This is a genomic window from Thermanaeromonas sp. C210 (assembly GCF_013167955.1).
GTDB lineage: Bacteria > Bacillota > DSM-521 > Neomoorellales > Neomoorellaceae > UBA12545.
This window is the reverse complement of the sequence record NZ_BLWF01000003.1, coordinates 497,861-509,598: the sequence shown is the minus strand read 5'-3', so window position 1 is coordinate 509,598 and position 11,738 is coordinate 497,861. Positions and strand designations below refer to the sequence as shown.

Genomic DNA, 11,738 nt, shown 5'->3' with positions numbered 1-11,738 from the left:
TGCAATATTTTTTCACCTGCCCTTTCCCCTTTTCTACTTTTCCCCAATTTCATTCTTCTAAACCCGCGGGGACGAGCATAAGGATTTTAGGCGAGGGGGGAAGGGCCGTGGCCGCAAGGGTCATCTGGCAGGGCGCTATCGTGCTGGTGATGGCCAACCTGTTTAACCGCCTGCTGAGTTTTGCCTACCGCATTCTGGTGATCCGGCTCATCGGTGCGGAGAGTATGGGCCTTTATGAAATGGTGTTTCCCTTTTATACCCTGGTCCTGTTGGTGGCCACGGCGGGGGTTCCGGTGGCCCTGGCCAAGATGGTGGCCGAGAGGGCGGCCCGGGGGGAATGGAGCCGGGTGCGGGGGGTCTTCCGCCTGTCTTTCTGGTTTCTGACCTTAAGCGGGCTCCTCTTCACCGCGATCCTCTATGGGGGGGCCCCCTACCTTTCCCAGCGGGTTTTTGCCGACCACCGGGTGTTTCACGCCTTTACGGCCATGCTGTTTGCCCTGCCCCTGGTGTGCACCGCCTCGGCCTTCCGGGGATATTTTCAAGGCCTGCAGTTTATGCAGCCCCTGGCCCTGGCCCAGGTGGCGGAACAGGTGGTGCGGGTGACGAGCGGGCTGTGGCTGGCCCTGCTCCTGCTGCCCCGGGGGATTGAGTGGGCGGCGGCCGGGCTGGCTTGGGGCATGGTCCTGGGCGAGGCGGTGGGCCTCCTCACCAACCTCCTCATTTTCCGGCTCGCCCGGCCCTATTATGAACTGGACGGCGGCCGGGCCCCGGTAGGGGGGGATCTCCTACCCCTCCTCAGGTTGGCTGTGCCCGTGACCCTGGCCCGGGGGGCCGGCGGGATTATGCTCACCCTGGAGGCCTTGCTGATACCCCGCCAGCTCCAGGCCTGGGGGGCTTCCATGCGGGAGGCCACTACCCTGTACGGGGAGTATTCGGGCATTGCCATGACCCTGGTTTACCTGCCCATGATCGTCACGGTGGCCGTGGCCATGGTGATGGTGCCGGCCATGTCCGAAGCCCAGGCCCTGAAGAATTACACCCTCCTCCACCGGCGCTGCGACCAGGCCCTGCGCATCACCATACTGACGGGCCTGCCCTTCGCCGTTGTGTTTTATTTCCTGGGGGCGGAAATCTCCAAGGCCGTGTTCAATACCCCGGCGGCCGCCATGCCCTTGAGGGCCCTGGCCTGGGGCTGCGTTTTCCTCTACCTGCAGCAGACCACCAACGGGATTCTAAACGGGCTGGGCGCCGTGAAGACGGCCCTCTTCACTACCCTCGTTGACGGGGTGGTGGATATCCTGGCTGTGTATTTCCTGGTTCCCCTGTGGGGCATCGCCGGTGCGGCCTGGGGGGTGAACCTGGGCTGCGGGGTGAGCACCCTGCTGAACCTGGCGGCCATAGCCCGGCTCACCGGCTGGCGCCCGGACCTCGGTTCTGTAGTCTGGCGTCCCCTCCTGGCAACGGGCGTGCTGGGGCTGGGATTGAAGACCGCCTGGGACGTCCTGGGCCTGTGGCCCGGCCCCTGGCGGCTGTCGGGGGCGCTGATGGGGGGCGGGGTGATTTATCTGGCGGCCCTCCTCCTCACCCGGGCGGTGTCCGGCCGTTACTTATCGTTCTGGAAATGGATCTGAGGGAAGGCGAAGGAAAACCCCCGGCGGCGAAGCTGCTCCAGGAACGTGTGGTCGGTTAGGTCGAGGTGTATGGGGGTGATGGAGATGTAGCCGGCCTGGACGGCTCCGATGTCGGTTTCCGGCTCGGGATCCAGGTCCTGGGCTTCTCCGCCGAGCCAGAAGTATACCCGGCCGCGGGGATCGTAACGCCTTTCCACGCTGTTGACGTACCGCCGCCGGCCGAGGCGGGTGAAGGCCACGCCGGCAATCCTTTCCGGGGGCAGGTTGGGGATGTTGATGTTTAAGAGGGTGCCGGGGGGCAGGCCCAGGTTGGGGAGCTCCCGGCACAGGGAAACGACGAAGGAAGCGGCCGGGCGGAAGTCCGGCTCGTCCTCCCCGGCGAGGGACACGGCCAGGGAGGGGATGCCGTTGATGCACCCTTCAATGGCGCCCGAAACGGTGCCGGAATAAAGGACGTCGGTGCCCACGTTTTCCCCCCGGTTGATGCCGGAAATAACGATGTCGGGCGGACGGGGTACCAGGGCGTCCAGGGCTAGTTTGACACAGTCGGCGGGCGTCCCGTTGACCGCCAAACCGGTCAGGTTCTCCCCCACTGCGGTTTCGGTGACCCGCAGGGGCTTATGCATGGTGATGCCGTGGCCGATGGCGCTCCTTTCCTTCTCCGGGGCCACGATGAACACGGTGGCCACGGCCGAGAGGTGCTGGGCCAGAACTTTGAGTCCTTCTGCGGCAATGCCGTCGTCGTTGGTGAGAAGGATGAACAAAGACTTACACCTCGTAGACGGAGATGATCATGACCTCGCCGTTCTCCCTGTCCTTGGCGAGGCCGAACATCAGGCGGTATTCCTTGAGGTTCTTGTTGAGAAAATCGACGATCTGGTAAAGGCTTTCGTGAGAGGGAACGGCCTTGGAGGCCAGGAGCCGCATATTCTCGATCCCCCCGCTAGACGGCCTCGGTTTCACGGATTAAACCCAAGGCCTTATTATAGCAATATACCGCCTCTTCTTCCAGGTCTAGTTGAGTGTAAAGGCGGCCCTTTAACTCCCAGGCCGGGATGCTCCGGGGAAACTGCTTAAGGAGCTCGTCCAGGAAATCCAGGGCTTCCCGGCAATGGCCCAGCCGGTCCAAAGTCTCGGCGTAGCCGAGGCCGGCCCTTTCGCTGCCGGGGTCCAGGGTTAGGGCCCGGCGGTAGTAAGTCAGGGCCAGGGCTTCCTTTCCCAGGCGGACCAGCAGATCTCCGATTTCCACGTATACGCTGGCGTCGGACGGGCAGACCTTTAGGGCCTGCTCGCAGCAGTCCACGGCCTCGGTCCACCGGCCCAGAGCCGCCAGGGCCTGGCCCAGGTTCAGCCAGAACTCCCCGGCTGAGGGGTCCAGGGCCAGAGCCCGCCGGTAGCAGGCCAGGGCTTCTTCCGGCCTGCCCAGGTGGAAGAGGCATACCCCTGCATTGTTCCAGGCCGCAGGATCCTCTTTGTTGTACCGGAGAGCCCGGGTGAAGAAGCGGTGGGCCTCGGGCCACTTCCCGAGGCGCTGGGCGGCGATGCCGGCGTTGAAGGCCGCCGCTGGGTCCCGTGGGGCCAGTTGGGCCGCCTGCTGGCAGGCCTCCAGCGCGAGGTCGTTGCGGCCCATCTGCAGGTAGCAGTAGCCGAGGTTGTGCCAGGCGGAGGCGTCCCGCGGCCGCCGCTCCAGATAGCGGCGGTAGGCCTCGGCCGCCTGCCGGTAGAGGCCTTTCTCCAGCAGGCCCTCGGCCCCCTCTTTAAGGGAACGGAGGGCTCCCTTGCGGGGATACTTGGAGGCAAAAGGATGCAAGGCAGGAACGGGCAACCTTCATCTCTCCCTTTTTTCTTGTTCCTGCCTCTACTTTTTCGCCCCCAGGTATGCTAATTCCTACCAGAAATACCATAAAATTTATAGCAAAAAACCGCGGTCTTCCCCGAATTACTTGCCCTTATCCGCCTCTCCTCGACATTCCCGGCAGTAGCCGTAGAACTTTAGCTGGTGGTCGGTGATCCGAAAGCCGGTCTTCTCGGTGACAAGGGCTTCCAGGAATTCCAGAAGGTCGTGATCGAATTCTTCCACCCGGCCGCAGTTGACGCAGATCAAATGGTGGTGATGGTGTTCGTCCCGGTGGCTGAATTCATACCGCGCCCGGCCGTCGCCGAAGTTTATGCGCTGCAGGATGTCCAGGTCCACCAGGAGATCCAGAGTGCGGTATACGGTGGCCAGGCCTATGTCGGGATACTGTCCCTTGACAATGTTGTAGACCTCTTCGGCGCTCAGGTGCTCCCGGGCGTTGTTTAAGAAGGCCTTGAGGATCACGCGCCTCTGGGGGGTTATTTTGTAATCCTTGTCGTGGAGCTTTTTGTAGATCTCCTGGAGATGTTCTTCCACGGTTCCCTTCACCCTGTCACCGTTAAGTTTTCAACCCGTCCCCAGACCCTTACCTCCCTCTCCGGATCGGTAGCCAGGCGGAGCCGGCCGGAGGCGAGCCACATCCTTAAGGAGCCGGCGGCCAGTCCCCCCTTTAACTCCTCCTGCCATAAGTTCAGGGGTGGGTCGAGGACGAGGTACACCGGCGGGTGGGCGGCGGCCCGGACCTCCTTGGGGGGCGAGGAGCTCTGGCCGGCCGGGTTTGTTTCTACATGGGGGGTGCTGATAAGGGTGCCGTTCTCCCCCACCAGGTACAGGGCGGCGACGTGTTTGCCGCTGTATAGTAGGTTTCCCCCAAAATCGGCAAATAAAAGGGTGTATTGGTCGTGGTAGAAGCGGCCCAGGCAGATCCCGGCCAGGGCCTGGCCCAGGGGGAAATTGTACCGGCGGTAGTCGTGGTATCCCAGGCCCTCCAGGGCGTAGTCCTTCCCGTCGATGGTTATGCGGCCCCTGACCGCCGCCCGCGGAACCGGCACCCGCCAGAAGAGCTGCAGGCGGCCCTGGTCGCCGAAGGCCAGGCGCCCGGCGCCCGGCTGCCACCCGGGAACCAGGGGCTCCCATTCCAGTTCCCCGGCTATGTTATCGGTTTCCAGACGGAGGAGGTATTTCCCGGACTCGAAGCGGACCCTGTTGGGACCGGCGGAAAGTCCGCCGTTCCCGGCTCCCGCCGACGGCGCGGCCTCTGGTCCGGGCCAGGTTTCGTGCACCGTGCCCCCGTCGCCGTACCAGCAGATCCGGAGGAGGGACGCGGTTCCGGCGGCGGAGGTGCTCAGGGTGAAGGAAACCCGCAGGTGGTAGGGACGGGCGGTAAAGGCTTCGAAGACCCAGCTCTCCTCCCCCGCCCTCCCGGGATCCGGACGGAGGCCGTCTTCGCCCGCGGCCGGGGGCTTATCCGCCAGGGCGTTGAAGTCCGGATCCTGCCAGAAGGAAAAGATGCTTTCCCGCAAAAGAGGCTCACTCCCTTATTTTTGATGGGACCCCTTGCCTACTCCCTAAATTCGACGCGAGTGGGAAAAAACCTCCCCGCGGAACGCCGGTTATTTTCCGGGAAGGAGCCGCATAAGGTTTAAGTGGAAGAGCTGTCAAGGGAGGCGAGGGCATTGCGTCACCTCATGGTCGGCCTGTTGCACGCTTTAGGGGCGGCTCTGGGGATAGCACTGGTCCTGGGAGTTGTCCTTTACGCTACTCCCCTTTCCGAGGTCAGGCTGCCGCTGCTGGCGGCGGTGGGCGGGGCCCTGGCCGTGTTTTGGGGAGCTCTTAAGGCTTCGCACATGGTCGGCAGCGCCGGTCTCTGGCATGGATTGGGGGTGGGAATGCTTTTTTCCCTGGTGGTGCTCCTTTTGAGCTGGACAGGCGCTCCCCCCGGGTTGGCGGCCTGGGGCGAGAAGCTGGGCCTCTCCCTCCTGGCCGGCGCCCTGGGGGGCATTGCCGGGGTAGCGGGACGGTAGAGGAGTAGGTTATTTAGTGATTTCCCAGTGGCCCTGGATGGAGGTTATCAGCCACCGACGACCCACCTTCTGGAGGGATAGGGTTACCGGGGTTTCGTAGGTTCCTGGGCTTAAGGGATGCCAGATGGCGTCACCCTTTACCCACGCCTTGTTCCCGGAGACGGCATAATCGTTAATATAAAAGATGACGTAGACGCCGGAGGTGGAACTCCGGCGGTCTTTTTTTAGGGCGGAAATGATGCCAGCGGCGTTGAGCTTTCTCCAGTAGCTGGGTTCCAGGACGGCCCGCAGGCGGCTCCAGTCGGCCTGTTCTATGGCATGGTACATTTCGTTGGCGGCCTGGAGGGGAGAGTTTCTTTCGATGGACTCTATTAGCCAGGTCTCGCCCCTGCGCACCAGGTGGACGGTTTCTTCGGTGCTTATGAGGCCCCGCCGCGGCGATTCCCATTCGGCCCGGCCCCGGGCCCAGGCCCGGCCGCTATCCTCGTCGACGCTCTGATCGGACACCAGGAACAGGACAAAGCGGAGTTCTGGCTCCAGGTTTTTCCGCGCCCGCCATTCCTCCAGGAATCCTTCCTGCTGCAGTTTGGTCCATAATTCGGGCGTTACCAGCTCGCGCACTTTCTCCCCGTTTCCTTCTTCTACGGCTTTGTAGAAGAGGTAGATTACGTCAAAGGGAGAAGGAGAGGAGGCCGTGATGGAGGACATGACCGGCCGGTCCGGTGTCGCTTCCTCCTCCCTCCCCCCGTTTCCCCATCCCCATAATGTATAGCCGAAGAGCAGCCCCAGTATAAAGCCCAACCCCACGAATTTGACGACGGCAGCCCGCACCGACCCTTCCCCCCTTCTATTTAATTCTAGGAGTCGAGGGAAGGGTTTATGCTAAAAAAGAGGGGTTTTCACCTCATTCCTGGTGGAGCAGTTTCTTCAAAAGCCGTTTCAGGAAGCCCGGCAGGGGTATGAAGTAAACGCGCATGGCTCCTTTCACCTCCCGGAGGGTTAATGGCCGTCCCGGCTTCCTCCCTTATATACTATTAACCCCGGCGGGGGAAAGTGATTAAAAGTTGAAGAAGGCGGAGAGATATCGGAGGAGGTGGGCCATGGGCCCCTGCTGGACCCGGACCGGAGGCAGGGACTTGAGGAAAGAGGCGCCGTACGGTTGGCCCGCCAACCGGGGATCGAGGACGACGACGGCTCCCCGGTCAGAAGATCTGCGTATGAGGCGGCCAAAACCCTGGCGGAAGCGGATGACGGCCAGGGGGAGGCTCAGGGCGGTGAAGGGATTGAGACCTTCGGCCGCCAGGTTTTCCAGGCGGGCGGCCAGCACGGGCACGTTGGGCGCCGGGAAGGGCAGGCGGGGGATGACGACGCAGCGGAGTAGCTCGCCCGGCAGGTCGATCCCTTCCCAGAAGCTACTGGCCCCCAGGAGTACGACCTGGGGGTAGCGGGCGAATTCCTCCAGGAGCTGGAAGCGGTTGCCGTCCAGGCCCTGGCCCAGGATGACAAAGGGAGTGCCGGCGAGGGCCCGGCCCACGGCTTCATAGGCCGCCCTCAGGAAGCGGTGGGAGCTGCAGAGGATGAGGGTGCGGCCCCCGGCCGCCAGGGAGACTTCGGCTATGGCCTGGGCCGTGGCTTCGGCGTATTCCTCGTCGGTGAGTTTACCGGGATTGGGCAGGTCGGTGGCGGCGCAGATTAAAGCCTGGTTCCTGTAGTTGAAGGGAGATTCGAAGGCCGAGGTGCAGAGTTTTTCCGGCGGCAGGAGGTCCAGGCCGGTGCGCCGGCAGTAGAAGTCGAAGCTGCCGTCCACCCGGAGGGTGGCCGAAGTCAGGATGACGCTCTTTAAGGGCTTAAACAGAATTTCCTGGAGGATGGGCCCCACTTCCACGGGTGCGCTGTACAGGGTCAGGGAGCCGCCGGTGCTTTTTTCGATCCAGGCTACGCTGCCCCGGCCCTCTTCGTCGAGGATGAGGCTTAAGGCCTGCCACTGTTTTTTGAGGGCGGCGGCCAGTTTTTCGGCCTCCCGGGCCTTTTCCGCGGCCCCGATCCCGTCCAGGAGGGGAGCCAGCTTTTCCAGGCTCTGCCCCAGACGGGCCCAGGTTTCGTCCACCACATCCGCCGCGGCCAGCACGTTTTCCCACAGGGGGTGTTCCTTTACCCTGGCGGTAAGGCGTAGCTGGGGTTCCTGGGCGGGAATTCTAAGTCCCTCCCACCAGGAGCGGAGGGCGTCGAAAAACGCCCCGACGGCCTCCCGGGCCGCGGAGGCGGCGGACAGGGCCCGTTCCACCCGGCGGCCCAGGTCGTCCCGCCTTTCGGGCGGGAGCTTTGCGGCCAGCAGGGCAAGCTGGTGGAGGAAGCCTGGAAAGCGATCGCTCCCCTCCAGGCGGCGGAAAAAGGAAAGGAGGCCGGCCTGGCTGCAGCTGGTGGCCAGGTGGTCGGTGGCGGTTTCTTCCAGGTGGTGGGCCTCGTCGATGATAACGTGGGCGAAGGAGGGCAGCACCTGGTTGTCCATGCAAAGGTCGCTCAGTAGCAGGGAGTGGTTGAGGATGAGGATATCGGCCTCTTCGGCCCGGCGCCGGGCTGCGGTGACGAAGCAGGCGCCGGAGGCAAAGGGGCATGAGGAGCCCAGGCAGGTTTCGTTGTCCGAGGATAGCATGTTCCTCCAGGCTTCTTCTTCGGGCGTTATTTTCAATTCGCCCCAGTCCCCGGTGGAGGTAAGGTGCAGCCACCGCAGGAGGCGCATGAGGAAGAGCCTTTCGGCAGGGCCCCCGGTGGCCAGGTTTTCTTCCAGCTCGCGCAGGCGCCGCCGGCAGAGGTAGTTGTTGCGGCCCTTGAGGAGAGCCGCCCTGAATGGCACGGGTAGGACTTCCTGCAGGAGGGGTATGTCCTTGTGCCATAGTTGTTCCTGCAGGCTGATGGTGTGGGTGGCTACGGCCACGCGGCATTGGTTGTGGCGGGCCCAGTAGACGGCCGGGATTAGGTAGGCCAGGGATTTGCCGGTGCCGGTACCCGCTTCCACTACGGCATGCCGGCTTTCGGCCAGGGCCGAGGCAACCGTACGCAGTACTTTTTCCTGCTCCGGCCTGTACTCGTACCCGGGCAGGCGGGACGACAAGGTGCCGCCGGGAGCCAGGTGCTCCGCCAGGAGGTCCGGGGAAAAGGGTACGGGAGCACTGGCCCCTCCGGGCGGGGCGAAAAGACCCTGGTGGGCCGCGGCGGCCTCTTCCGCCGGGGCGCGGTGGGCCTGCCGCTCGCCGGCCGCCTTGAACCAAAGGCTGAGGGGCGGCGGGGCCAGGAACTGCAGGCGGTGCAGAAGGTGCGGGGGCAGCCGCAGGGTTTCCTCCCACAGGATCTCCAGGAGTCCGGCCGCCGCACGGGCGTCGGCCAGGGCCCGGTGGCAGGGCTCCACGTGGAGGCCGAAATGGCCGGCCAGGAAGCCCAGCTTGTGGGAGGGCAGGCAGGGAAATAGGATGCGGCTGAGCTCCAGGGTGTCCAGGGCGGGCTCCGGCCAGGGAAGGCCCACGGCCCGCTCCAGGAAGGCCAGGTCAAAGGAGCTGTTGTGGGCGAAGACGGCGGCGCCCCGGAGGAGGGAGAGCAAACCGGGCAGGACCTCGTCTAAGGAGGGGGCGGCGGTAACCATGTCGTCGTCGATGCCGGTCAGACGCCGGATGGGGGGCGGAACGGGGATGCCGGGGTTGACCAGGGTGCTGAATTCCTCCACCAGCACCCCTCCTTCAAAGCGCAGGGCGGCGATCTCCAGTATGCGGTCCCGGTCGGGATCCAGACCGGTGGTCTCCAAGTCCAACACTACGTAGCTGGGGGCTATCATTTAAGGCCTCCACCTCTGCAGTTCATCCCGTCCGCACCGACCCCTTCCGGGTCGAGGCAAAGGGGTCATCCGTTCCCGGCCCGGCCTTTTAAGGCTGGGCGAAGTGGGTGTAGCCCCCCTTCAGAAGAGGACGGCGGCAGCCCTGATACCGGAGGTTTACACCCTCCGCCGCCGGGACGATTTCTCCTATTACGGTGACCGGAGTGCCGCAGCGGGCGGCTACGGCCCGGCGGATTTCCTCCACGGCTTCCGGCCGGCAGGTCCAGAGTAGCTCGAAATCCTCGCCGCCGAAGAGGGCGTAGTCCAATGGGTCCTTCCCGTAGGCGGCCGCCGCTTCCCGCACGTCCGGGGATATGGGGATCTGTTCGCCGTACAGGAGGGCGCCCACGCCGGAGGCCGAGGCGATCTCCTTTATTTCCCTGGCCAGGCCGTCGCTGATGTCGTCGGCGGCCGTCAGTCCCCCGGCCTCCACCGCGGCCCGGGTTTCTTCCACGCGGGGGGTGGGCCGGAAATGGCGCTTCCGCAGGCGGGCGGCCACTTCCGCGTCCACGGGTTTGGGGTTCAGGAGGATGTCGAGGCCCGCGGCCGAGGCTCCCAGGTCGCCGGTAACCAGGATCACGTCTCCGGGACGGGCGGTGGACCGGTACAGGACGGCCCCGGCTTCCACCCGGCCTAGAATGGCTACGTTGACGATTACGGCGCGGGGAGAGGCAACGGTGTCCCCGCCGATGATGTTGACGCCGTAGAGGCGGCAGCAAGTCTTCATACCCCGGTACAGTTCGTCGACGAATTCCACTTCCTGGTCGGGGTACAATCCCACCGATATTAAGATTTCCAGGGGAATGCCCCCCATGGCGGCGATGTCGCTGATGTTCACCGCCACCGCTTTATAGCCGATTTCGAAGGGGGTGGCGGTTTCCAGGGTGAAGTGGATGCCCTCTACCAGCATATCGGTGGAGGCCAGGAGGAGATGGTCTCCCCCGGCGTGGAGAACGGCGGCGTCGTCGCCGATGCCCTGCAGGACGCGCTCCGGCTTTACGAGGCAGCCTTCTTGGATGCGTTGGATGAGGCCGAATTCGCCCAGGTCTTTGAGGCGCAACGATAACGCCCTTTCCTTTTGGCAGACTTCCCCTCCTATATTGCCATAAGAAAAGGGCCGGCGCAAGGTGTTCTCTTCCGACCAGTCACCGGACTGCCATACTGATCAGGTTTTGGAGGTGGGCCAGCAGGTCTTTGAGGCGCTCCCGGGCAAAGGGGTCGGTGGGATCCAGCTGGAGGGCGGACCAATAGTGGCCTATCGCCTGGGCAGGCCGGCCGTGATAATCGTGGATCACTCCCAAAGCCAGGTGGGCTTCGAGGTCCCGCGGGTTTTTCCGCACCCGTCCTAAGTATTCCAGAAAGCGGGAGCCGTCTTCCAAGTAGCTCCGCTCGAAGAAGAAGTCCCCGATCTTTACCCTCACCCAATCTCCCTCCCCCGCTCTTCCTATATATTTACGGCCGCGGCGGGAGGAAAATGATGCTCAATTCAACTTGAGGACCCGGGGCCTCCAGCCCAGCTCGCGTGCCAGGGCGGCGTAGGCGTCCTTCCTCGTCGCCCCCAGGGCCACCAGCACGGCTTCCAGCATGTTGGCTGAGGGGGCCGTCTCCCCCCACAGGGGTGAGGTGGTTACCAGGTAGCGGGCTCCCAGCTGCTGCAGGAGCCGGCGGTCTTCGGCGGTGGTGCCGGCGGCGATGACGATTTTCCCCTTTAAAGTGGGAGGCAGGTGGCTGCGGATGAAATGCCAGTTGCCGGCAATGATGTCCGCCTCCCGGTAAAGGAAGGCCCGGCCCCGACCGGGGGCCTCCTGACGGGAGCCCAGGGGATAGAGGTATTTAAGGGGGATGCGGGCCAGCAGGGGTAGAGTGCAGCGGGCTATGGCCGCAAAGGAAGGCAGGGACAGGCTTACGGGCAGCTTTAAGGCGAAGGCCGGGTCGCCGGCCAGCACGCGGCACCCGGCCTCGGCCAGGGCATAGGCGAGCCAGCTGCGGTCTAAAACCGAAACCACCAGGGCCGTCCGGCCGGCCAGCTTTATTCCTTCTTCCTGCAGGGCCGCTACGCTCCAGGGATCCACGGCTTCCTTCCAGCCGGAACCGTCCACCAGGGGCGTGCCTTTAACCCGCTGCTTTAAGTACTGGCCCGCCGGGCACGGCACGCGGTATTCTCTCACCTGGTAGAAGAAGTTGGCGCCCCCCAGCCCCAGGGCGGCCGCCTTCCCTTCCAGGGATTCCAGGAGCCGGCCGGCTTCGTTGAGGTCGCCTCCGCAGCCCAGGCGCTCCACCAGAACGGGAGTGCCCCGGAGGTCCAGCCGGTAGCGGTAATTTCGCCGGGGAGTGCCCAGGCTGACGCTTACCACCCGGAGCAT

The 11,738-nt window shown here is 64.2% G+C and carries 12 protein-coding genes; 2 read left to right on the top strand and 10 right to left on the bottom strand.

Features of this window, described 5'->3' with window-relative positions:
- Positions 1-107: 107 nt before the first annotated feature.
- Complete coding sequence (locus TAMC210_RS09920; RefSeq protein ID WP_173298634.1) at positions 108-1,631, top strand: putative polysaccharide biosynthesis protein; 1,524 nt, start codon at positions 108-110, stop codon at positions 1,629-1,631.
- On the opposite strand, the gene surE is transcribed toward TAMC210_RS09920, so the two are convergent.
- The 5 genes from surE to TAMC210_RS09895 form a co-directional block, all read right to left on the bottom strand.
- Positions 1,604-2,395 (bottom strand): 5'/3'-nucleotidase SurE, encoded by a 792-nt coding sequence (surE, locus tag TAMC210_RS09915; RefSeq protein ID WP_173298633.1) that lies wholly within the window; start codon positions 2,393-2,395, stop codon positions 1,604-1,606. The genes TAMC210_RS09920 and surE overlap by 28 nt on opposite strands.
- Positions 2,396-2,399: 4 nt before the next feature.
- On the bottom strand, positions 2,400-2,558 hold the full coding sequence (locus tag TAMC210_RS09910; protein ID WP_173298632.1) for a YpmA family protein: 159 nt from the start codon (positions 2,556-2,558) through the stop codon (positions 2,400-2,402).
- A 16-nt stretch (positions 2,559-2,574) separates the two neighbouring features.
- Positions 2,575-3,456: a tetratricopeptide repeat protein gene (locus TAMC210_RS09905; protein ID WP_173298631.1), complete on the bottom strand. Its 882-nt coding sequence runs from the start codon at positions 3,454-3,456 to the stop codon at positions 2,575-2,577.
- Positions 3,457-3,570: 114 nt separating this feature from the next.
- Positions 3,571-4,023, bottom strand: coding sequence for a Fur family transcriptional regulator (locus tag TAMC210_RS09900; RefSeq protein ID WP_173298630.1), 453 nt, complete (start codon positions 4,021-4,023; stop codon positions 3,571-3,573).
- An 8-nt stretch (positions 4,024-4,031) separates the two neighbouring features.
- Positions 4,032-5,009, bottom strand: coding sequence for a hypothetical protein (locus tag TAMC210_RS09895; RefSeq protein ID WP_173298629.1), 978 nt, complete (start codon positions 5,007-5,009; stop codon positions 4,032-4,034).
- A 153-nt stretch (positions 5,010-5,162) separates the two neighbouring features.
- Here TAMC210_RS09895 and TAMC210_RS09890 point away from each other — a divergent pair, with 153 nt between their 5' ends.
- Complete coding sequence (locus TAMC210_RS09890) at positions 5,163-5,510, top strand: TIGR04086 family membrane protein (RefSeq protein ID WP_173298628.1); 348 nt, start codon at positions 5,163-5,165, stop codon at positions 5,508-5,510.
- 9 nt (positions 5,511-5,519) lie between these two features.
- Here the strand turns inward: TAMC210_RS09890 and TAMC210_RS09885 are convergent, their stop codons facing one another.
- The 5 genes from TAMC210_RS09885 to TAMC210_RS09865 all read right to left on the bottom strand — a co-directional run bounded on the left by TAMC210_RS09885 (position 5,520) and on the right by TAMC210_RS09865 (position 11,738).
- On the bottom strand, positions 5,520-6,341 hold the full coding sequence (locus TAMC210_RS09885) for a hypothetical protein (protein ID WP_173298627.1): 822 nt from the start codon (positions 6,339-6,341) through the stop codon (positions 5,520-5,522).
- A 226-nt stretch (positions 6,342-6,567) separates the two neighbouring features.
- Positions 6,568-9,336: a helicase C-terminal domain-containing protein gene (locus tag TAMC210_RS09880; RefSeq protein WP_173298626.1), complete on the bottom strand. Its 2,769-nt coding sequence runs from the start codon at positions 9,334-9,336 to the stop codon at positions 6,568-6,570.
- A gap of 88 nt (positions 9,337-9,424) precedes the next feature.
- Positions 9,425-10,501 (bottom strand): thiamine-phosphate kinase, encoded by a 1,077-nt coding sequence (thiL, locus tag TAMC210_RS09875; protein ID WP_173298625.1) that lies wholly within the window; start codon positions 10,499-10,501, stop codon positions 9,425-9,427.
- A 19-nt stretch (positions 10,502-10,520) separates the two neighbouring features.
- Positions 10,521-10,796 (bottom strand): tetratricopeptide repeat protein, encoded by a 276-nt coding sequence (locus TAMC210_RS09870; protein ID WP_173298624.1) that lies wholly within the window; start codon positions 10,794-10,796, stop codon positions 10,521-10,523.
- 60 nt (positions 10,797-10,856) lie between these two features.
- Complete coding sequence (locus TAMC210_RS09865; RefSeq protein WP_173298623.1) at positions 10,857-11,738, bottom strand: quinate 5-dehydrogenase; 882 nt, start codon at positions 11,736-11,738, stop codon at positions 10,857-10,859.

What these genes read in the sequence shown, in the direction of transcription:
- TAMC210_RS09910 (WP_173298632.1), bottom strand. Translation starts at nt 2,558, where the DNA reads ATGCGGCTCCTGGCCTCCAAGGCCGTTCCCTCTCACGAAAGCCTTTAC.
- TAMC210_RS09880 (WP_173298626.1), bottom strand. Translation starts at nt 9,336, where the DNA reads ATGATAGCCCCCAGCTACGTAGTGTTGGACTTGGAGACCACCGGTCTG.
- TAMC210_RS09865 (WP_173298623.1), bottom strand. Translation starts at nt 11,738, where the DNA reads ATGCTCCGGGTGGTAAGCGTCAGCCTGGGCACTCCCCGGCGAAATTAC.